17 protein-coding genes are annotated in these 21,130 nt (G+C 70.8%); 8 read left to right on the top strand and 9 right to left on the bottom strand.

Annotated elements, in window-relative coordinates; all coding sequences use genetic code 11:
• Positions 1–19: 19 nt before the first annotated feature.
• From BM288_RS01975 to BM288_RS01965, 3 genes are all read right to left on the bottom strand, one after another.
• Positions 20–994, bottom strand: a complete 975-nt coding sequence (locus BM288_RS01975; RefSeq protein WP_092915348.1) for a DUF4349 domain-containing protein — start codon at positions 992–994, stop codon at positions 20–22.
• Between the two features lie 1,641 nt (positions 995–2,635).
• Complete coding sequence (locus BM288_RS01970) at positions 2,636–3,610, bottom strand: TetR/AcrR family transcriptional regulator (RefSeq protein ID WP_177220207.1); 975 nt, start codon at positions 3,608–3,610, stop codon at positions 2,636–2,638.
• A 7-nt stretch (positions 3,611–3,617) separates the two neighbouring features.
• Entirely contained in the window at positions 3,618–4,445 is an 828-nt protein-coding gene (locus BM288_RS01965; RefSeq protein ID WP_092915344.1) for an aldo/keto reductase, read from the bottom strand.
• 90 nt (positions 4,446–4,535) lie between these two features.
• Here BM288_RS01965 and BM288_RS01960 point away from each other — a divergent pair, with 90 nt between their 5' ends.
• Entirely contained in the window at positions 4,536–5,387 is an 852-nt protein-coding gene (locus tag BM288_RS01960) for an LLM class F420-dependent oxidoreductase (protein ID WP_092915342.1), read from the top strand.
• Positions 5,388–5,415: 28 nt separating this feature from the next.
• On the opposite strand, the gene BM288_RS01955 is transcribed toward BM288_RS01960, so the two are convergent.
• From BM288_RS01955 to BM288_RS01940, 4 genes are all read right to left on the bottom strand, one after another.
• A complete protein-coding gene (locus BM288_RS01955) occupies positions 5,416–6,189 on the bottom strand; it encodes an LEM-3-like GIY-YIG domain-containing protein (RefSeq protein WP_092915340.1) in 774 nt (257 codons plus the stop codon).
• 38 nt (positions 6,190–6,227) lie between these two features.
• On the bottom strand, positions 6,228–6,788 hold the full coding sequence (locus tag BM288_RS01950; protein WP_092915338.1) for a pyridoxine/pyridoxamine 5'-phosphate oxidase: 561 nt from the start codon (positions 6,786–6,788) through the stop codon (positions 6,228–6,230).
• Between the two features lie 113 nt (positions 6,789–6,901).
• Positions 6,902–8,104 carry an MFS transporter gene (locus tag BM288_RS01945; RefSeq protein WP_318255278.1) on the bottom strand — a complete coding sequence of 401 codons (1,203 nt, stop codon included), beginning with the start codon at positions 8,102–8,104 and terminating at the stop codon, positions 6,902–6,904.
• Positions 8,105–8,200: 96 nt separating this feature from the next.
• Positions 8,201–8,548 carry a DUF6804 family protein gene (locus tag BM288_RS01940; RefSeq protein WP_092915336.1) on the bottom strand — a complete coding sequence of 116 codons (348 nt, stop codon included), beginning with the start codon at positions 8,546–8,548 and terminating at the stop codon, positions 8,201–8,203.
• A gap of 120 nt (positions 8,549–8,668) precedes the next feature.
• Between BM288_RS01940 and BM288_RS01935 the strand changes: the two genes are divergently transcribed.
• On the top strand, positions 8,669–11,122 hold the full coding sequence (locus BM288_RS01935; RefSeq protein WP_092915334.1) for a cell wall-binding repeat-containing protein: 2,454 nt from the start codon (positions 8,669–8,671) through the stop codon (positions 11,120–11,122).
• 54 nt (positions 11,123–11,176) lie between these two features.
• On the opposite strand, the gene BM288_RS01930 is transcribed toward BM288_RS01935, so the two are convergent.
• The gene (locus BM288_RS01930; protein ID WP_092915332.1) at positions 11,177–15,304 is read right to left on the bottom strand and encodes a DUF3418 domain-containing protein; all 4,128 of its coding nucleotides are present in this window, start codon (positions 15,302–15,304) and stop codon (positions 11,177–11,179) included.
• A 293-nt stretch (positions 15,305–15,597) separates the two neighbouring features.
• On the opposite strand from BM288_RS01930, the gene BM288_RS01925 reads away from it, so the two are divergent.
• The 5 genes from BM288_RS01925 to BM288_RS01905 all read left to right on the top strand — a co-directional run bounded on the left by BM288_RS01925 (position 15,598) and on the right by BM288_RS01905 (position 18,301).
• Positions 15,598–16,557, top strand: coding sequence for a hypothetical protein (locus tag BM288_RS01925; RefSeq protein WP_143102980.1), 960 nt, complete (start codon positions 15,598–15,600; stop codon positions 16,555–16,557).
• Between the two features lie 109 nt (positions 16,558–16,666).
• Positions 16,667–16,966 carry a type II toxin-antitoxin system RelE/ParE family toxin gene (locus tag BM288_RS01920; protein ID WP_318255277.1) on the top strand — a complete coding sequence of 100 codons (300 nt, stop codon included), beginning with the start codon at positions 16,667–16,669 and terminating at the stop codon, positions 16,964–16,966.
• Between the two features lie 10 nt (positions 16,967–16,976).
• Positions 16,977–17,282 (top strand): helix-turn-helix domain-containing protein, encoded by a 306-nt coding sequence (locus tag BM288_RS01915; RefSeq protein ID WP_092915328.1) that lies wholly within the window; start codon positions 16,977–16,979, stop codon positions 17,280–17,282.
• A gap of 37 nt (positions 17,283–17,319) precedes the next feature.
• Positions 17,320–17,775 carry a GNAT family N-acetyltransferase gene (locus tag BM288_RS01910; protein WP_092915326.1) on the top strand — a complete coding sequence of 152 codons (456 nt, stop codon included), beginning with the start codon at positions 17,320–17,322 and terminating at the stop codon, positions 17,773–17,775.
• 52 nt (positions 17,776–17,827) lie between these two features.
• Complete coding sequence (locus BM288_RS01905; protein ID WP_092915324.1) at positions 17,828–18,301, top strand: cupin domain-containing protein; 474 nt, start codon at positions 17,828–17,830, stop codon at positions 18,299–18,301.
• Between the two features lie 150 nt (positions 18,302–18,451).
• Here BM288_RS01905 and BM288_RS01900 read toward each other — a convergent pair whose 3' ends face one another.
• Complete coding sequence (locus tag BM288_RS01900) at positions 18,452–19,165, bottom strand: hypothetical protein (RefSeq protein ID WP_092915322.1); 714 nt, start codon at positions 19,163–19,165, stop codon at positions 18,452–18,454.
• A 178-nt stretch (positions 19,166–19,343) separates the two neighbouring features.
• Here BM288_RS01900 and BM288_RS01895 point away from each other — a divergent pair, with 178 nt between their 5' ends.
• The gene (locus BM288_RS01895; RefSeq protein ID WP_318255276.1) at positions 19,344–21,128 is read left to right on the top strand and encodes a DEAD/DEAH box helicase; all 1,785 of its coding nucleotides are present in this window, start codon (positions 19,344–19,346) and stop codon (positions 21,126–21,128) included.
• Positions 21,129–21,130: the final 2 nt, after the last annotated feature.

Genomic DNA, 21,130 nt, shown 5'->3' with positions numbered 1-21,130 from the left:
CGCCGTCGCTGCGCAGCTGCTACTCGACCGGCGCCGGTTCCTTCGCGCCCACCGGGTTGACGACCTTCGCGCCCTCGACCGGGGTGGTGCGTGCCGGCATCCGCTTCATGATGCGTCGGACGATGAGCCAGACGATCAGGCCGGCGATGGCGAGGATGACGAGCGTCGGCATCGCCTGGCCGAGGCCGAACAGGAAGGTGGCGCCCCAGGCGAGGAAGCCGTTCCAGCCGTCGACCAGGCCGTCGAAGAAGCTGGGCGTGCCGGTCGGGCCTTCGACGGTCGTCGAGCGGATCTGCACCTCGAGCGTCGACATCGCCACCAGCTCCTCGAGCGAGCGCTGCTGCGAGAGCAGGCTCTCGAGCTCGCTGGTGCGCTGCGTCAGCTGCGCCTCGACCTCGAGCAGCGTCTCGGTGTCGGCCGCAGTCGTCAGCAGCTCGGTGAGGCGCTCGACGGATGCCCGTGAGGCGTTCACCCGCACCTCGAGATCGCGCACCTGGTTGGTGACGACCTCTTCGCCCAGGTCGAGCGCCGTGACCTCGGCCAGGCCGCGCAGGGCGTCGAGCATGCCGTCGACCTCGGCGGCCGGTACGCGCACCGTGAGCGTCGCCCAGGCGGGCTCGAAGTCAGTGGAGGCGCCCTCGGCGCGGCGGTCGATCGTGCCGCCGCGAGCCTGGGCGGCGTCGGAGACCGCGTTGGCGATCTGCAGCGGGTCGCCGGCGCGCATCGCGACGGTGCCGGTGACGATCACCGCGCGATCCTCGTCGGTGGCGATCTCGGGCTGGCCGCCGCCGGCGCTTGAGTCGGAGCCGTCGCCGGAGGTGCCCATGTCGCCGCCGCTCTCTTCCTGCGGCATCTCGACGCCGGGCCAATCGGGCGCGGACTCGAAGCCGGGTTCAGCGGCAGGGGAGACGGAGCTGCCCGCTGCAGAGCAGCCGGCGAGGAGGACGGTGCCGGCGATGACGATGCCGGCCATCGAGAGGAGTCTGCGGGTCATGCTTCCAGCGTGGGCGCAAACTTTCTGAAGCACAGCCCAACCTTTGCGGTGACTCGGGCGTCAGCGGGTTACGAGACGATTGGAACTTCAAGGCAGTGCGGGAGGTGGAACAACTGACGAGGGGGTTGTGTCCAACCGACAGCAACCGGGCCGCGTGCCGGTGTCCCGGGTCGCCCCGATGTCTGCCGCACTTTCGCCGACGACCAACTTGCCCCGAGATGTGCGTTGAGCGCCACCGGATGTGGGTGACCGTAAATATTTCCAACGCCGAACGAATAGACCAGCCGATGGTAAGCGTTCGCGCCGGGCGACGGTACAGCTCCGGGTTGTCTTGGCTTAGCACCGTGGTGAGTAGCGACGAGTCCAACTAGGCGTCCTGGTTGAGGGCAGAACATGGAGTAATCCGCGTCGCCCGGGAAGATCCAAAGCAGTTTGTCCGCAAGCCTTCGTACGGTCAACACGATCCCGCTGTCGTTGATTGAGTTCCCGCGACAGTAATCGATGAGGATCTCCTGGGTCCGCTGTCCAATTGACACTCTTGGTTTGCTTGAACGCTTGACGATAAGAATGTCACCGCCAGCCTCGAGTATTGCAGCTCCGAACTGGCTCTGAGTCTTACCGATGGCTTGTCGCGGAGCGATCCATTGCGACCGCAACAGCCTTGGTTCGAAATCCACCCCCGCCCAGTGGTCTTGATGCCAGTGCGAAAGAACGACGACCGGCTGTTCGCAAACGCAGTACTTGAGGTTGGTGGGTCGTGTTCTGGCGTTCCCTCCGAACGCGGCGCCGACATCGCTGTAGATGAAAGCAAAACCTTGTGCGTCAACGAGCGCGCTTGCAGCACCTTGTCCCACGTCGAATGTCGCGAAGGCTGCTAGGCGCGGCGTCGCCCCGAGTACGGTCGCGACTCGATCCGCTGTGGCGCTGGGCCACGCAGCCATGCCGAAGATTCTGTCTAGGCGCCTGGAGTCGCCGATAGGTACGGGGCGTACTTCCCTGATCTCGAATGAGCTGCCGAAGACTACCTCCGCCCAGTTTGACGCCTCGGGCCAGACTGAGCTCCACGTGGGAAGGTCAGAAACGTCAGTTTCAAGAAGACCGCCCTTAAAAGTGCTCAACTCCGTAGAAATTTGAGAGACGGAGGGCTGCGATTCGAATGCTTGCTGCCACATCCGACGAAAGATTCCGGAGGTGCGCTTGAACTCGGCTCCGGAAAAGCGCTCATCAGTCGCGTCAATAAGATCAAGTCGAACAACCCGTTCATCATGGGATAGCGACTCAACGATCGCAAAGTAGCGTCGCTCGGGAACCGGTAGGAACCGTGGCGTGCTCTGGGCCGCTTGTCGCGGCAGTGTGCCAGTCAGAGTCATGGGTACTCAAGATCCTTGGGCTGCCGTCAGGGAGAGGGAGGAGAAATGCCCATCTCACCGTAGCGAGCGGACCTTCCCCTCGCTGCGAGGTGAGCAGGTGAAATTGTTCCAGGCCAGGGCTCCCCATTGATGCGTTGGCGCTCTCCTCTGAATCGTGGCGGGCCGTCGCCGACAGAATCACGGATGCGTCGAAGCGAGAGTAGGCGTCCGGTCGTCACGTCCACGGAACTGACCCCGCCAGTGACAGTGCCCCGACTTGCAGTGTGACTGACTACCTACGTGCTTTCGCCTCGGCCTTGGCGGCCTTGAGCGCCGCTTTCGCGGCCTCGCGCTCGGCGGCCGCCTCGGCCTTGGACTCTGCGGCCCGCAGCCGGTCTGTGACCTTGGCCACCGCATCCGCTGCCTTCGACTCCGCCTGGCGCAGATCAATGCGTGCCTTCTCGACGAGCTTCGCCGCCTCGCGCACCTGCTTGTCGCTGGTGATGGCGGTCGGCAGCCGGTCGATGCTATCGGCCGTGTTGTCAGTGCGCTCGAGCCAGCGCTCGATGCCGTCGAAGAGGCGGCTGAGGCCGAAGCCGAAGCCGGTGTCGCGGTCGGTGTCGACCGGCTCGAACACGCCCGCCCGCACCGCCGGCGCCAGCAGCGGGAACCGCTCGTCGGTGACGAGCTCTGGCAGCGCCCTGCGCACCGCGTCGTCGACCGCCGCGTTGCTCGACGCCTTCGCGTAGAGCGCGATGTAGCCGAGCAGCAGTAGCAACGTCGGCACCTTGCCGTCGTCGGGCATCCGCACGCCCTCGAGCGCCGTCAGCCCCGCCTCGATGATCGCCAGCCGGTTCGGCGTCGTCGGCGTCGAACTCGGCGGCAGGTCGGCCAGCCACGGGTGCGCGTCGTAGGCGGCCCGCACGAACATCGCCCACTCGCGCAGACCCTTGCGCCAGGTCTCGGCCGCGCCCGGCACCGTGATCTCGCTCGCCGTGTCGTACATGAGCAGCAGCAGGTCGTCCTTGCCGGTGACGTAGCGGTAGAGGCTCATCGGGGCGACGCCCACCGCCGCCGCCACCTTGCCCATGCTGACAGCCTCGAGGCCGTGCTCGTCGGCGATGGCGATCGCCGCCTCGACGATGCGCTCGGTCGTCAGCTCGCGCTTGGGCCCGCGGTGCGGCAGCGCGGCGACGCCCCACGTGACGGCGTGCGCGTGGGGGAGCACGGGGGTCTCGGCGTGCTGGGGGCCGGGGTCGGTGCTCATCGCTGGATCACTGCCGCTCGTCGGGGTGCGTGCCGGTGCGCTCGCCGGTCTCGAGGCGCGCGATCCGAGCCATCTCGTCATCGCTGAGCGCGAAGCCGTCGACGTCGCGGTTCTCCCTCAGGCGCTGCGGATGCGTCGACTTGGGAATGAGGGCGCCCTCGAGCTGCAGATGCCAGCGGATGATCGCCTGGGCGGGGGAGACGCCGTGGTTGTTGGCGATCTTCTTGATCGTGGGGTCGTCGAGGATGCGCGCGCGGCCGAGCGGGCTCCAGGCCTGCGTGACGATGCCGTTGGCGTCGTGGAAGGCGCGGAGGTCGTGCTGCGGCAGCCACGGGTGCGACTCGACCTGGTTGATCGCCGGTGCGACGCCGGTCTCGTCGATGAGGCTTTGGATGTGGGCTTGGGTGAAGTTGCTGACGCCGATTGAGCGCACGCGGCCCTCCTGCTGGAGCGCGATGAGCTCGCGCCAGACGTCGACGAACTGCCCGCGGGCCGGGCGCGGCCAGTGGATCATGTAGACGTCGACGTGGGTGCCGAGGCTGCGCTCGGTGGCTTCGAAGGATTTGCGGGCCGCCGCCGGGCTCTGGTCAGGGTCGCCCCAGAACTTGCTCGTGAGGGTCAGCTCGTCGCGGGCGATGCCGCGATCGGCCGCCCGTGCGACCGCGGTGCCCACCTCGCGCTCGTTGCCGTAGAACTCGGCGCCGTCGATGAGCCGGTAGCGGGCGTCGAGCCCGGCCGCCACGACCCGCTCGGTCTCCTCGAGCGGCACCTTGTAGAGCCCGAAGCCCAGCGCGGGGATGGCGCTGCCATCGTTGAGCTCGAGCGTGCGGGGCATGCGTCGATTGTGTCAGGCGGTCGCGTGGCGGCCGGCCGCCGATACGTTGAGAGAACCCCGTTGCTCGCTCCGCCCGACGATTGGACGCCTGTGCCCACCTCATCTGCTGTCACGCCCGACCTCGGCCGCATCGGCTTCTGGCGCGGGGGACCGATGCTCACTCCTGGGATGGCCGCCGCTGTCGAGCGGCTCGGCTACGGCACGATCTGGATCGGCGGATCGCCGACCGCCGACCTGGGGATCGCGGAGCAGCTGCTCGGGGCGACCGAGCACGTGACGATCGCCACCGGAATCGTGAACATCTGGACGGCGCCCGCTGCGGAGGTCGCTGATTCCTACCACCGGCTGGAGCAGGCGCACCCGGGCCGCTTCCTGCTCGGCATCGGCATCGGGCACCGCGAGCGGAACGACGACTACCGCAAGCCCTTCGCCGCGCTGGTCGACTACCTCGACGACCTCGATGCCGCAGGTGTGCCCGTGTCGCGGCGCGTGATCGCGGCCCTCGGGCCACGCACCCTGCGTCTGGCCGCCGACCGGGCTGCCGGGACGCATCCGTACATGACGACGCCGCAGCACACGCGGTTCGCGCGCGAGACCGTCGGGCCAGATGTGCTCATCGCGCCCGAGCAGCGCCTCGTGCCCAGCACCGACGCCGCGGCCGCGCGGGAGTCGGCGCGCGGGTTCCTCGACCGCTACCTGTCGCTGTCGAACTACCGGCGCACGCTCGAATCGCGCGGCTTCTCCGCCGCCGAGCTTGACGACGGAGCGACCGATGCCGCGGTCGACGCGCTCGCGCCCCACGGCACGCCCGCCGAGCTGGCCGCAGCCGTGCAGGGGCACCTCGACGCCGGCGCCGACCACGTGTGCGTGCAGCTGTTGCCGCAGCGGGACGACCCGCTGCCCGGCCTCGAGGCGCTCGCGGGCGAGCTCGGGCTGCGCTGAGAGCTTCCGGCGTGGAGCCGGACGGGCGTCAGACCGGACTGGGCTCTGCGTCTGATGAGCCCGCGTAGCCGTCCATGAAGCGTCGGTACATCACCTGGTTGGGGAACGCGTCGCGCACATGGGTGCCGACGACGTGGGCGAGTTCGGGTGCAGGATGCCCGACGAAGCCCCAGCGGTCCTTGCCCTGATCCCACGGCATCTCCGATGGGAACCACGACTCCACGCGATAGACGCCTCGGACGATCCCGTATGCGACACCCAACGCGAACTCGGTGCGCTCACGTACCCATCCGGCGACCTTCCAGTGACCTCTCGTCGCCTCGTAGATCTCCTGCTCGTTCATGTCGGGACGCCAACCCCTCTGGATCTTGAGCATGATGACGGCGCCCTCGATTGGAGGGCAGGCCGCGGCGCGGTGCCGTGCCACGACTGCAGGCAGCGTCGCCAGGCCGTGACGGCCTGAGTGGTGCCCGCGCACGAGATTCGTCAGAGGATGGTGATTCGCGTGGAAGGCGTCGATGACCGCCTGTTCGACGATGAACGCGGTTGATTCGTCCTCGATGCCCGTGCGCAGGAAGAGCATGTCGACCGTTCGCCCGCTTGCTTCGATCTCGTTGATCCTGCGGAGCTTGGCTCGCTCGGACTGCAGGTCTGCTCCAGCTTCGCGGACGTGCGCGTTGAGGCGGTCGCCGACGCCCTTGCCGACATAGAAGACCTGTCCGTCGCGCGGATCGCGCAGTGCGTACACGTAGTAGCCGAGAATGGCCGCGACTTCGCCAGGGATGCGGACCTCAGCAGACATCCTGCGATGCTATCCGCGGGCGTCCAGGTCTTTGTCGGTCAGCCGGCCGGCGTCGTCGGCTGCCGGTGCTCCCAGCCGTCGCCGCCTCGCAGGTACTCGACCCGCACGTGCTTGCGGTCGAGCGTCGCCTGCAGGAAGACGCACCGCGTCGGCTCCAGCGCCCACAGCACCCACTCCGGATTGGGCTGGCCGACGTAGCTGGGGCGTTCCCGCCAGTCTGCGGCAGACGCATCCGCCCCCATCTCGGTGACGAAGCCCGACACCTCCACCTGGCGGCCGAGCTCGCGCCAGAAGAACAGCGCCGTCGCGACCGGGTTGCGCTCGAGCTCCTGCCCCTTGCGCGAGCCGCGGTTCGAAGAGAAGTGCAGGCCGTGCTCGTCGACGTCCTTCACGATGAGCGTGCGACTCGCGGGAGCGCCGTCCTCGCCGATGGTGCTCAGCGTGAACGCGTTGGGCTGCCGCGCGCCGCTGGCGATGGCGTCATCGAGCCAGGTGGTGAAGAGCGCGAGCGGATGCGTCGGCACAGCCCCCGGGTCGAGCACCGGCATGGTCTCGGGGAAGGTGGGCAGCGCGCGGAGGCGCTCGCGGAGCTCGCTCATGCCGCCACGCTACGCCCGCCGCGCCCGCCTCGCGTTTTCATCCGAAGATGGGTCACTTTCTGCGCTTGATCGGCGATCGGAAGAGCGGTTCGTGACCCATTTCTTCTGCGGGCTCAGCGCGGCAGCTCGATCGGCGCCGTGTCGGGCGGGTCGCCGATGCCGTGCCGCAGGTCGGGCTGGTGGCGGCGGAAGATGGCTGCGATGGCTGCCGCGATCGCCACCATCACCGCGCCCACCCAGACGCCGCCGACGCCGCCGACCGCATCGATGCACACGCCCGCGAGCGCCGAGCCTACGGCGGCGCCGAGCAGCTGGCCGGTGCCGATCCAGGCGTAGGCCTCGGGGGTGTCGGCGAACTTCACGGTGCCGGCGATGATCGCCGAGAACGCCGCGAGCGCAGGCGCGGTGCCGAGGCCGGCGATGAACAGTGCGATCGAGAGGCCGAACACCTCGGTCATCGGCAGCGCGATCACCATGCCTGCCAGCACCACCGTGAGCCGGATGGCGACCGACCAGGGTGCGATGCCGCGGCTGCCGATGGCGAAGCCGCCGACGAGCGAGCCGATCGCTGAGACGGCCAGCACGATGCCCGCCTCGAGCGCACCCTCACCGAAGGTGCCGACCACGCCGGCCTCGACGGCCGAGAAGCCGCCGATGAACATCGCCGAGATGACGACCGACAGCAGCACGGGCGGCTTTCGCAGCACCCGGCCGAGCTTGCGAGTCGTCGGCGGGATGCGCAGTCGGCGCACCTCCAGATTGAGGATGAACAGCACCGCCCCGAAGAACTGGATCGCGATCGTCACCAGCAGCGTCACCCCGGTGCCGGCGAGCGCCACCAGCGAGACCACCAGCACGGGGCCGAACACCCAGATGATCTCCTGCAGCGCCGCGTCGAACGAGAACAGCGGCGACAGCAGCCGCTGCGGCACCATGCGCGGGTAGAGGGTGCGCACCGTCGGCGTCACCGGCGGCGTGGCCGCGCCCGCGACGATGCCGGCGAGCAGGTCGACCCACAGCGGCACCGCCTGCGTGGCCAGCAGCAGCAGCGCGCCCGCCGAGATCGCCGCCGTCACCAGCAGCACCGTCAGCGTGCCGAAGCGCGACAGCAGCCGGGTGATGAACGGCCCGGCGGTGGCCATCCCGACCGAGAACGCGGCGAGCACGAGGCCGGCGGCGCTGTAGGAGCCGTGCAGGTGCTCCATGTGCATGAGGATGCCGAGCGACATCATGCCCGCGGGGAAGCGGGCGATCAGCTGGCTGAAGATGATGCGCGCCAGCCCGGGAACCTTCAGCACCTCGGAGTATGCGCGCACCAGGTGATACTACGGTCCGGATGCGTCCAGGCAGTGAAGGCGCGGGGGTCGCGCGGCCGCGCGCCGCGGCCCGCTCGAGGAGGTGGAGCCGGGGGCTCAGTCCTCCCGCGGCGACTTGATGAGGAAGCCGGCCACCACGAACAGGGCGGCGGCGACCAGGTGGCCCCAGAACCAGAACGCGGTGAGCGCCTCGCCCTGCCACTCGAACGGCACGATCGGGTTCCAGATCACGGCGATGGCGGCGAACACCGGCACCCACCACCAGTGCTTCGCCTGGATGGCGAACCAGCCGACGATGAGCGCCAGGATCGAGATGACGTACCGCAGCACCTCATCCCACGCGCCCGCCAGCCACAGCTGCGCGGCGACCAGCGCGAGCGCGGCGAGGATGCCGGGGGCGAGCGCGTTGCGCTGGAAGCTGGGGCCGTAGCGGTTGTCGTCCATGGTGCCTCCAGGCTATTGCCGTTCTGCCGCACTCCTGAGCCAGTGCTGAGCGGGCGGGGCGGTACTCCTGGGGCAGCTCGCCTACGGTGTCGATACCACCGTTTCGACGAGGAGGCGGCCGTGGCAGAGGCAGCGCGCACCACCGTTGGAAGCCGATGGACGCGCCTGCAGGCGCTCGCCGTCGCGGCGGCCCTCGCGGTCGGCCTGGCCGTCCTACCGGCGACGGCACCGCCCGCGCAGGCGGCACCACCGCCCGGCCAGGGCGAGGTGATCGTCACGATCACCGCCGACGACACCGGCCTGCCCGTCGAGAACGCGTGGGTGCAGGTGACCGCCGACGACCCCAACGGGCTGCTCTTCGACGGCTACACCGACGCATCCGGCACCGTCACGATCCACGCCGACCCCGGCGCATACCGCATCTGGGCGAGCTACGGCGGGTACGCCGAGTCGTTCTTCCCGAACGCGTTCCTGCTGGCGGATGCGCAGGTCATCAGGGTCGTCGAGGGCGCGACCCAGTCGCGGGCGATGCGCCTGATGGTGGGCGGCAGCGCCACCATCACCACCACCTTCGCGGGCGCCGCGCCCGAGCAGGAGGTGATGGTGAGCCTGGTGCGCCGTCAGGCCGACGGCTCGTTCGAGTTCGTGCCCAACATCGGCTGCAGCACCTTCACCGGCAGCTGCCTCATCGAGGGCGTGCCACCGGGCGACTACCGCGCGATCGCCTCGATCGGCTCCTGGACCCCGGGCTACGGCCAGTGGCTGCCGGGCGTGTGGCCCTCGCGCACCGGCACCGTCTCGATCGCCGACCGCCAGCACGTCGATGCCACCGTCACCATGCCGGCGGCCACGACCGTCACCGGCAGCGTGATGCTCGACTTCGCCAGCGCCGTGCCCGCCGTCGACGTGCAGGTGCGCGCCGTCTACCTCGACGCGATGCCGCAGGAGGAGCCGCTGGTCGCGCAGCTCTCGATCGCCCCCGGCGCCAACGCGCCGTTCACCCTGCCGGTCGAGCCCGGCCGCGCCTTCCAACTGCAGCTCGAGTCGCAGCTGACCAACACCGGCGCGACCTTCGACCCGGGCAAGGTGATCATCACCGAGCAGTGGACAGCGTCGGGCATGGCGCTCGTCGGCACCGCCGTGACGGTCGCCGTCGGCGAGGCCCGCAGCTTCACGCTCACCGGCCACGCGGGCGCACGCTTCACCGGCGACTACACGATCCGGGGCGACTCGGGCGGGCCGCTGAGCGTCGACTGCGACACCTGCGGCATCCCGGTGGTCGAGCTGTATCGGCAGGTCGGCGGCGCCTGGGTGCTCGTCGACGAGCACCGGTGGGGCTCAGAGGACGTCTTCGGCGCCGTCCAGGGGTTCTGGTTCACGGGCGTCGCGCCCGGCACCTACACGCTCGGCTTCTGGGCCGACACGCTCTGCCGCGAGTACTGGCGCGACTCCGAGACGCTCACCGGGGCGACGAGCTTCCAGGTGACGATGGCCGGCATCACCGGAGAGCTGCGCGCCGACCTGCAGCCGATCGCCGGCGGCTGCACGCAGCCGACGCCCGACCCGGATCCCGGCCCGGACCCTGATCCCGACCCGGGGCCTGGTCCCGGCCCCGATCCCGACCCAGGACCGGACCCTGGCCCGGGCCCGGATCCCGACCCGGGTTCGCTGCCGACGGCCGAGCGGTTGGCGGGCGCGAACCGCTATGCCACCTCGGTCGCGATCTCGCAGCGTTCGTTCCCGGGGACGGCGCCGGTGGTCTATCTCGCGAGCGGGACGAGCTTCCCCGACGGTCTCGCCGCCGGACCTGCGGCCGCGCACGAGGGCGGACCGGTGCTGCTGACCCCGCAGGGCTCGGTGCCGCAGGTCGTGCTGGATGAGATCGCGCGACTGCAGCCGGCGAAGGTCGTGATCGTCGGCGGTACGCCGTCGGTCTCGGCGGCGGCGTCGCAGCAGGTCGCGGGGCTGCCGGGCAGCCCGACGGTCACGCGCCTCGGCGGCGCGAACCGCTACGAGACGAGCCGGCTGATCGCTGCGCACGCGTTCCCGACCGGTGCGCCGGCGGCGTTCCTGGCGACCGGAGCGAAGTTCCCGGATGCGCTGACGGCCGGTCCCGCAGCTGCGCTGCGGGACGGACCGGTGCTGCTGGTGCGCGGCAACGCGCCCACCGCCGACGCCGAGACGCTCCAGACGCTCGCCGCGCTCGGCGTCGGCTGGGTGGGCATCGCAGGCGACGCGAACTCGGTCTCGGCGGGCATCGCTTCGAGCGTCGACGCGGCGGTGCCGACGGTGCAGCGCTTCGCCGGCGGCAACCGCTTCGAGACGGCCACGCTGATCGGCGGGCTCTTCCCGACCGCTGACACGGTGCTGGTCGCGAGCGGCCTGGGCTTCGCCGACGCGCTGCCGGGCGCGGCGGCGGCGGGCGCCGCGGGTGCGCCGATGGTGCTCGCGCGCAACAGCTGCATGCCCGCGCCGACGCTCGCCGCGCTCGAGGGCTGGATGCCCAGTCGCGTCGTGCTGCTCGGCGGCATCCCGACGCTCAATGCGGCGGTCGCCGGCTACACCCGCTGCTGAGCCCCGACGGACCGGCTGCGGCACCACACCGCGGCCGACCCGCCGAGCGTTGCGTCAGGCGCTCAGCGTCTTGCGGATGCGCTGCAGGCTGACCGGGCCCGAGGTGCCGAGCTGCTGCGCGAAGAGGCTGACGCGCAGCTCTTCGAGCATCCAGCGGGCGGCGACCAGCGCATCCGTCGCCCCGTCCTTGAGCGGCAGCGTGCCACCGGCCGCGGTGTAGAGGGCGGTGGCCTGCTCGACCTCGGTCATCCAGGTGCGGTCGCGGTTGGCGGTCTCGGGCAGCCGCGCCACGCGATGCACGATCGCCCGCACGTAGACCTCCAGGCGCGGCAGCCGCTCGAGCCCCGTGCGGCTGACGAAGCCGTCGAAGATGAGCTGCTCGAGGTGCGCGCGGGCGTCCGCGAGCGCCGCCATGTGCGCCAGGCTCGCACCCTCGCGAATCGCCTTGTCGGCGTTCCGGGCAGCGGTGAGGATGCGCGCCACCTGGCTCGCCAGCGCGAACATCCGGTCGACGAGCCCCGCCTCCACCCGGCCGCGCACCGAGGCGAACTCGGCCGCGGACGCGGGCACCGCATCCGCCATCTCGGCATCGATGATCGCGAGCATCAGATCGTCGAAGAGCCGGTCGGTCGAGGGGTAGGGGCTCGCGCCCAGCGCCAGCTTCTCGGCGCCCGTCAGGTTCGCCTGCACGTAGGGCGCGGGGCTCTTGACCTGCGTCAGCAGCAGCTGCCGCACCGCCGCCCGCTGGTCGCGCTGCTGCGCCTCGCTCGTCGACGCGAGCCGGATGCCCACTCTGCCCTTGCCCGTCACCGCATAGCCCGGGTACGCGCGCACCGTGTTGCCGCCCTGCTTGACGTCGATGTGGGCGGGGAGATCCTGGTCGAAGCCGGGCACCTCGTCGCGCTCGAGATCGCTCGTCACCTTCACGGCCGCCTTCGCCACCTGCGCCGTCGCCTGCTGGCCGAAGCGCCGCTTGAGCGCCTCGAGGTCCTTGCCCTGCCCGAGGCGCCGGCCGCGGGCATCCTCCACCGCGAAGGTGGGCTTGAGGTGGTCGGGGATGCGTCCCCAGTCGACGTCGGTGCCGGCCGCCTGCACGTAGGCGGTGCGGCTGACCCGCGCGGCCAGCACCTCGGCGAGGGAGCGGTCGGTGGGAGCCGCCGGCAGCTCGGCCAGCATGCTGCGCGCCCAGTCGGCCGCCGGCACCACGTGCTTGCGGATGTGCTTGGGCAGGCTCTTGATCATCGCGGTCAGCAGCTCTTCGCGCATGCCCGGCACGAGCCAGTCGAACCCGGCCTCGCTGAGCCTGGGCAGCACCGCGAGCGGCACGTGCACCGTGAGCCCGTCGTCGGCAGTGCCGGGCTCGAAGCGGTAGCTCAGCCGCAACCGCTGCTCGCCCTGCAACCACTTGGTGGGGAACTGCTCGTGGTCGACCCGCGCATCCTCGCCCGTGAGATCCTCGCGCGTCATCGTCAGCAGCTCGGGGGTCTCCTCGCGGGCCTTTCGCCACCAGCCTTCGAAGGTGCGCGTGCTCGCCACATCGGCGGGGATGCGCGCGTCGAAGAACTCGAACACCGCCTCGTCGCCCACCAGCAGGTCGCGGCGCCGCTGGCGCTCCTCGAGCCGCTCGATCTCGCGCCGCAGCTCGCGGTTCTTGCGGTCGAACTCCTGCGGGCTGTCCCACTCGCCCTCGACGAGCGCGTGCCGGATGAACAGCTCGCGCGCGTGCTCGGCGTCGATGCGCGCGTACTGGATGCGGCGCCGCTCGACGATCGGCACCCCGAACAGCGTCACCTTCTCGTACGCCACCACCGCGCCCTGCTTGCGCTCCCAGTGCGGCTCGCTCACCTGCCGCTTCGCCAGCTCGCCCGCGAGCGGCTCGGCCCAGGCGAGGTCGACGGATGCGGCGGTGCGGGCGAAGAGGCGGCTGGTCTCCACGAGCTCGGCGGCCATGACCGCTCTGGGCGGGCTCTTCGCCAGCGCGGAGCCCGGGAAGATCTGGAACCGCGCGCCGCGCGCACCGAGGTACTCGGCGCGCTGCTTGGTGCGGCGATCGTGCTGGCGCTTGCTCTCGCCGGGCCGCGCCTGCTGCGCCTTGCCGGTCTCGTCGATGATGCCGATGCGGCCCAGCAGCCCCGCCAGCAGCGCCTTGTGCACGGCGACCGCGTCGACCGTCGCGACGTAGCGGTCGTCACCCTCCGTAGGTCGAGGAGCGCCGCCGCGCAGCGGCGACGCGTCACGAGACCGGGACCCCTCGCGCCCTACGGCCTCGTGACGCGAGCCGGCTCCGCCGGCGCGCTCCTCGACCTGCGGGCCGCCGGCTCTGCCGGCGCGCTCCTCGACCTGCGGGCCGCCGGCTCTGCCGGCGCGCTCCTCGACCTGCGGGCCGCCGGCTCCGCCGGCGCGCTCCTCGACCCGCGCGCTCACCCGCTCCCGCTTCAGCCCCATCGCCCGCGTCAGCTGCCGCACCACGTCCTGCCACTCGCGCACCCGCCGGAAGTTCAGGTGCTCCCGCTTGCACAGCCGCCGGAACGCGCTGCCCGACAGCGCCGCCTGCTGCTCCTGCAGGTACCGCCACAGCGCCAGCAGCGAGAGGAAGTCGCTCGTCGGGTCGGCGAAGCGCGCGTGCAGCCGATCCGCCTCCTCGCGCCGCTCGAGCGGCCGCTCCCGCGGGTCCTGAATGGTCAGCCCGGCGACGATCGCGATGACCTCGTGCGCGACGTCCGCATCCCGGCCGGCCACGGCCATCCGCCCGAATCTCGGGTCGACGGGCAGTCGCGCGAGCTCGCGGCCGATCTTCGTGATCGCCCCCGACTTGCTCATCGCGCCGAGCTCGAGCAGCAGGTCGTTGCCGTCCTTGATGTCGCGCGCGGCGGGCGGCTGCAGGAACGGGAACTCCGCCAGCGGCCCGAGCCCCAGGCTCGCCGCCTGCAGGATCACCGCCGCCAGGTTCGTGCGCAGGATCTCAGGGTCGGTGAACTCCGGCCGCTTCTCGAAGTCGGCCTCCGAGTAGAGCCTGATCGCGATGCCCGGCGCCACGCGCCCCGCGCGCCCCGACCGCTGGTTGGCGCTCGCCTGGCTGATCGCCTCGATCGGCAGCCGTTGCACCTTCGAGCGGGCCGAGTAGCGCGAGATGCGGGCCGTCCCCGTGTCGATGACGTGACGGATGCCCGGCACAGTCAGGCTCGTCTCCGCCACATTCGTGGCGAGCACGACCCGACGCCGCACGCCGGGGCGGGTGCTCTGCTCGAACACGCGGTGCTGGTCGGCGGCGCTGAGGCGGCCGTACAGCGGCAGGATCTCGGTGTGCTGGCCGAGCCGGCCCTGCAGCTGATCCTGCGCGTCGCGGATGTCGGCCTCGCTGGGCAGGAACACCAGCACGTCACCGGCGTCGTCGCGCTCGATCTCCTTCAGGGCCGCCGCGATGCCCTCGACCGGGTCGAGGTCCTGGGTGTCCTCGTCGTCGGTGCCGTCGTCTCCGTCGGCACCCGCGCTCGCGGAACCGGGGCCACCGCCGGCACCACCGGCACCACCGGCACCACCGCCGGCGCCGCCGCCGGCGCGCCCCGCGCTGCCACCGTGCCCTGACGCATCCTTCGCCTCGGCGACGAGCGGCCGGTAGCGGATGTCGACCGGGAACGTGCGCCCCGACACCTCGATGATGGGGGCGTCGTCGAAGTGGCGGCTGAACGACTCCGGGTCGATCGTCGCGCTCGTGACGATCACCTTGAGATCAGGGCGGCGGGGGAGCAGGCGCTTCAGGTAGCCGATCAGGAAGTCGATCGTGAGGCTGCGCTCGTGCGCCTCGTCGATGACGATCGCGTCGTAGGTCTGCAGATCGCGGTCGCGGTGCATCTCGGCTAGCAGGATGCCGTCGGTCATCACCTTGATGCGGGTGCCCTTGCTCACCTGGTCGGTGAAGCGCACCTTGTAGCCGACCTCGCTGCCCATCTCGACGTGCAGCTCCTCTGCGAGCCGCTCGGCGATCGTGCGGGCCGCGAGCCTGCGGGGCTGCGTGTGGCCGATGCTCTGGCGGCCGAGCTCGAGCAGCATCTTCGGCAGCTGGGTGGTCTTGCCCGACCCGGTGGCGCCCGCGACGATCACCACCTGGTTGGCGCTGATCGCCGCCATGATCTCGTCGCGCGCCTCGCTGACCGGAAGCTCGGCCGGGTACTCGATGCGCATCCACCCATTCTCCCGCACCCGCGCCGCCCCGCCTCGCGTCCGCCCTGCCGCGCCTCGCGTCCGCCGTGCGCCGCCCGGTTGCCACCCGTCGCACGGACCCGTTCGTGATCGGGCGACCCGAAATTTCGGGTCCTCCCGTCAAGAACCGGTCCATCTGAGGATGGTGCCGCGCACGATCGGGTCCATCGCTCACGATCGGGTCCGTGTGGGCGCGGCGCGTGGCTCCGCGAGCCATCCACAAGGCAGCCCGCCGACGCTGCGCCCCAGAGCCGCGGTGCGGCACCCTCCCGCCCATGAGGGAATCGGATATTCGGATCTGGGAGCAGCGCGCACTGGTGCAGCGAGCGGGTGATCTGCTCGAGCAGTCGCCGGGTCAGCCGTCGCGCAATGCGACGCTCGTCCGCATTCGCCACGGCGTGTACGCCCGCGCCGATGAGGTCGGTGAAGATGCGCACGGCGTGCGCTACCTCGCGCGAATCGAGGCCGTGGCCGAGGTGCGCAAGCGCCCGATCTTCGCACGGGAGTCGGCGCTCGCGGTCCACGGCAACCCCTACGGCAAAGAGCCCGAGCGCGTGTTCACCGCCGGCGGCTCGAAGACGGCCGGCCTGAAGGCAGGCGTGCAGCACGATCGAGCCGAGCTCGACGATGCGGACATCGTCGAGTGCCACGGCCTGCTCGTGGTCTCGCTGCCTCATGCGCTGGCCGACTTGGCGCGGCATCGCGACCAGCGGGTCGCGGTCGCGGCGATCGATGCGGCGCTCCACGAGCAGCGCACCACCAAGGCGGCGATCCGCGAGGCGCTCGCGCGGCAGAGCCGCATGGGACGCGCGAAGGCGGAAGCCGCGATCGCCTTCGCCGACGGCAGGGCCGAGTCAGTGGGCGAGTCTTGGAGCCGCGTGGTGATGCATCTGCTCGGCTTTTCGGCGCCGCAGCTGCAGCAGGCAGTGCTTGGGGGCAGCGGAGCGGAGTACTTCCCCGACTTCCGCTGGGTGCTGCCAGAGCTCCCGCGTCCGTTGCTCGGCGAGTTCGACGGCATGAAGAAATATGGGCGCATCGCCGCGGAGCAGGGCCGCACGCCCCAAGAGGCGCTGGCGCGCGAGAAGTTCCGCGACGACGATCTGCGCGTCGACAACGACACCGCCCACTGGGTCTGGGCAGATCTGCTCGAGCCGACGCGGCTCGAGCGCATCCTTCTCGCGCACCGACTTCCTCGAGTGCGCCGCCGATCCCTCTGGCTTCCGCGCACAGCATAAGTCCACTCCACGCTTGCCGCAGCACCACAACACTTGTGGTGTACTACCTAAGAGTTGTACCGTGAGCCGTGCGTGGACCGTCGACGTCCGACACGTGAAGGATTGGCTGATGTCGCTGGACGATCGTTCGTATGACCAGGTGATCGGTGCTTTGGAAGTGCTCGCTGAGCACGGTCCCCAACTGGGGCGACCCTTGGTCGACTCGATCGCGGGCTCACGGCACCGGAACATGAAAGAGCTCCGGCCGGGGTCGAGCGGGCGCTCCGAGTTGCGGCTGCTGTTCGCGTCGACCCGGAACGGCATGCGGTCGTCCTTGTCGGTGGCGACAAGGCTGGCAATTGAAACCGTTGGTACACCGTCAACGTGCCGATTGCCGACGCACGATTCGATGCTCACCTGGAACGACTAAGGAGGCTGTGATGTCAATGACGCTAGAAGAGCTGCTTGCCATTCGGCCGGCCGATCCGAAGCGGATCGCGGAGCACAGGAAGCGGATGCTGGAGGAAGTTCGCGCGTACCGGCTTCGCGAACTTCGAGAGGCCGCTGCTCTGACGCAGGTGCAACTGGCGGAGCGTCTTGAGGTGAGTCAGAATCGTGTGTCTCGGCTTGAGCAAGGTGACATCGAGCGTTCGCAAGTGGACACGCTGCGACGCTACGTCGAAGCCGTTGGCGGGCGACTTCGGATCGAGGTCGAGTTCGGCGACGAGCGCATTCAGATCGCTTGAGCCGTGAGGGACGGCGAGGTCGCGTTACCGTGACCCCATGAGTGAGATCAGCGTGCGAGCGTTGGCGGCAGCCGACCGAGAGCGGTGGCAGGAACTCTTCCACGGCTACCGCACCTTCTACGGCAACCCGCACGACGACGCGGTCGCCGAGCGCGTGTGGCAGTGGGCGCTCGACCCGGCGCGCCAGGTGCAGGCGCTCGTCGCCGAGCTGGACGGCGAGGTCGTCGGCATCGCGCACTGGCGTCGCTTCGCGCGACCATCGGTGGGGGAGACCGGCATCTACCTCGACGACCTCTTCGCCGACCCAGCCGCGCGCGGCAAGGGCGTCGGCCGCGCGCTCATCGCCCGTCTGCAGGCGATCGCCGCGCACGAGGGCGCCTCGGTCGTGCGCTGGATCACCGCCGACGACAACGCCACCGCCCAGCGCCTCTACGACCGCGTCGCGACGAAGACGCGGTGGCTCACCTACGACGCGGCGCCAACCGCCCACTGATCACCGCATCCGCACCCTGGTGCCGCTCAGGATCGAGGGGCAGGATCGACGCATGGACATCCACGACAACGGCCCGCAGCGCAACGCGTTCGACATCGAGACCGCCTCGCGCGAGAACACGAACTACCGCCAGGTCGCCTGGAGCGGCGCCCACCTGCAGGTGGTGCTCATGTCGATCGAACCCGGCAGCTCGATCGGCCTCGAGGTGCACTACGGCACCGACCAGTTCATCCGCCTCGACGCCGGCCAGGGCCGCGTCGTGATGGGGCCCTCCGAGAAGGATCTGCCCTTCGAGCAGGACGTCATCGACGGCTGGAGCGTGCAGGTGCCCGCCGGCACATGGCACGACATCATCAACACCGGCAGCGAGCCCCTGAAGCTCTACACGGTCTACGCGCCCACCCACCACGCGCAGGGCATCGTGCAGGCCACCGCGGCCGATGCCGAGGCCGATGAGGAGGCCGGCCGCGACGAGCCGCCCGCCTTCGCCGAGGAGATCGACACCAAGGGCGAGGACAAGGCCTGACGCCACCCGCCCCACGCACGACGCCCGCCGAGTGGATCGGCGGGCGTCGTCGCGTCTGGGGCGTGCGACCGAGCTCGGCGGTCGGGCTGCCGGGTGACGGCGAGCGGATGCGTCAGGGCCGCTGGTCGCCCGGGGTGACGAGCGGATGCGTCAGGGCCGCGGAGTGCCCAGGTGGTCGTCGGTCTCGGCGCCGTCGGTGCCCTCGGGCGCGGCATTCACGTCGGTCTCGGCCGGGGGCGTCGCGAGGTCGGGGTCGGCGCCGATGACCGTCGTGCCGTTCTCGGCCGCGTCGCTCGGGCCCGGACGGTCGGCGGAGCGCTCGGGTTCGCCCGCGGCCTCCCACGCGTCGTAGTCGGCGTCGGTCGGCGCCGCCCCGTCGCGCACGGGCTGATCGGCGAAGTCGGCGGCGTACGCCTCCGCGCCGGCCGCGCCGACGCCCGCGTAGCCGGCCGATCCCGCGGCGACCGAGCCCGCAGCGCCGGCCGACGCGGCACCGCCCAGCACTGCCGCTTCTGCCGCTGCTGAGCCGCGGCCGCGCACGGGGTCGTCGCTGTCGTCGATGTCGCCGTCGAAGGGGTTGTCGCCGATCAGCGGCGGCAGCTCCTCACCGTGCTCGCCGCGGCGCTCGAGCACGAAGACCGCGCTGAGCATCGTGATGATCGACAGGCCGACGAACACCCAGCCGAGGATGCTGTTGGCGAGCAGCCCCATGGGGTCGGTCACTCGGGTGTAGCTGAGGATGGCCAGCAGTGCGCCGATCGCGACCAGCACGCAGGTCAGGACGACGAACCAGGTGGGGCGGGTGCGGCGCGTGGCGATGAGTGCGCCGAGGACGAGTGCTGCGAGTCCGAGCAGGTAGTGCATGGGGTCAGCCTAGGCGCGCCGCCTGCGATCTGCGCAGATCTCAACGTCTCAGGCGGTCGTTCGCTCCATATATCGCGGCGAAACATCACCTGACACGTTGAGATTCGCCCGAGCCAGGCGCGCTCCAGCGCGACACGCGAGGTCGGCCGGCGTCAGCGCTCTCGCCTACCCTTGATCGGTGACCTCCCTGCCCCAGACCCGTGCCGACGAGCACTTCGGTTCCTGGGCGGTCGACCACCTCTCGCCGACCTATCCGGAGCGCGCCGCCTGGGGCACCGTGCAGCCGCTGCGCGCCTGGCAGCAGGAGGCGCTCGAGCAGTACTTCCGCACCGAGCCGCGCGACTTCCTCGCCGCCGCCACCCCGGGCGCCGGCAAGACCACCTTCGCCCTCCGCCTGGCGAGCGAGCTGCTGCGTCGCGGCACCGTCCAGCGCATCACGGTCGTCGCCCCCACCGAGCATCTGAAGCAGCAGTGGGCTGACGCCGCCCACAAGGCGGGCATCCGGCTCGACCCCGACTTCGCCAACGCCGACGGCGACTACCCGCGGCAGTACCACGGCGTCGTCGTGACGTACGCGCAGGTCGCGGCCCGCGCATCCGTGCACGAGCGCATCACCCGCAGCGCCGCCAGCCTGGTGATCCTCGACGAGGTGCACCACGCCGGCGACGCCCTCAGCTGGGGCGAGTCGGTGCTCGAGGCGTTCGGCCCCGCCACCCGCCGGCTGTCGCTGACCGGCACGCCGTTCCGCAGCGACACCGCGCCGATCCCGTTCGTCGAGTACGTGCGCGACGAGCGCGGCATCCGCCTCAGCCGCACCGACTACGCGTACGGCTACGACGCGGCGCTGCGGGACAACGTCGTGCGCCCGGTGGTGTTCATGGCCTACGCCGGCACGATGGCGTGGCGCACCTCGATGGGCGACGAGATGAAGGCGACGCTCGGCCACGGCGACACGAAGGACATCACCGCCGGCGCCTGGCGCACCGCGCTCGACCCGGGCGGCGAGTGGATCCAGCAGGTGCTCAAGAGCGCGGATGTGCGCCTGACGCACGTGCGGCAGGCGGTGCCGGATGCGGGGGGCCTGGTGGTCGCGACCGACCAGGCACAGGCGCGCCAGTACGCGCAGATCCTGCGCGGCATCACCGGGCACGAGCCGACGGTCGTGCTCTCGGATGACGCCGGCGCATCCAGCCGCATCGACGCCTTCTCGAAGGGCGACAGCCGCTGGATGGTCGCGGTGCGGATGGTCTCGGAGGGCGTCGACGTGCCGCGGCTGGCGGTGGGCGTCTACGCGACCAGCTCGTCGACGCCGCTCTTCTTCGCGCAGCTCATCGGCCGCTTTGTGCGCAAGCGCGCACGCGGCGAGATCGCCACCGTGTTCCTGCCGAGCGTGCCGCCGCTGCTGGCGCTCGCGGCCGAGCTCGAGCGGCAGCGCGACCACGCGCTCGACCGCGAGCAGGCCGACGACCAGCTGCTCGACGACGACCTGATGGCCGCCGCCGAGCAGGGCGACAAGGACGACCGCGAGCCCGCGCCCTTCACGTGGGAGCCGCTCGAGTCGAGCGCCACCTTCGACCGGGTGCTCTTCGGCGAGGCCGAGTTCGGGCAGCTCGTCGAGCCCGCCAGCGAGGAGGAGCTCGACTTCATCGGCATCCCCGGGCTGCTCGACGCCGAGGACGTCTCCGAGCTGCTCAAGCGGCGCCATGCGCGGCAGGCGGCGCGCATCCGCGAGCGGCCGCAGGCCGAGGCAGGGCCCGAGCCGCTCTACCGCAACATGCGCGAGGAGCGGCAGCTGCTCAACTCGCTGGTCGCGATCGTCGCCAAGCGGCGCGGCGAGGCGCACGCGCTCGTGCACGCCGAGTCGCGGCGCGTCTGCGGCGGGCCGCCGGTGGCGCAGGCCTCGATGCAGCAGCTGCGCGACCGCATCCACTACCTGCGCAAGGTGATGGACCGCGGCCGCTGAAC

It is taken from the genome of Agrococcus baldri, from assembly GCA_900114805.1.
In the GTDB taxonomy this organism is placed as follows: domain Bacteria; phylum Actinomycetota; class Actinomycetes; order Actinomycetales; family Microbacteriaceae; genus Agrococcus; species Agrococcus baldri.
The sequence above is the reverse complement of the archived record's forward strand: the minus strand, read 5'-3'. Positions and strand labels throughout refer to the sequence as shown.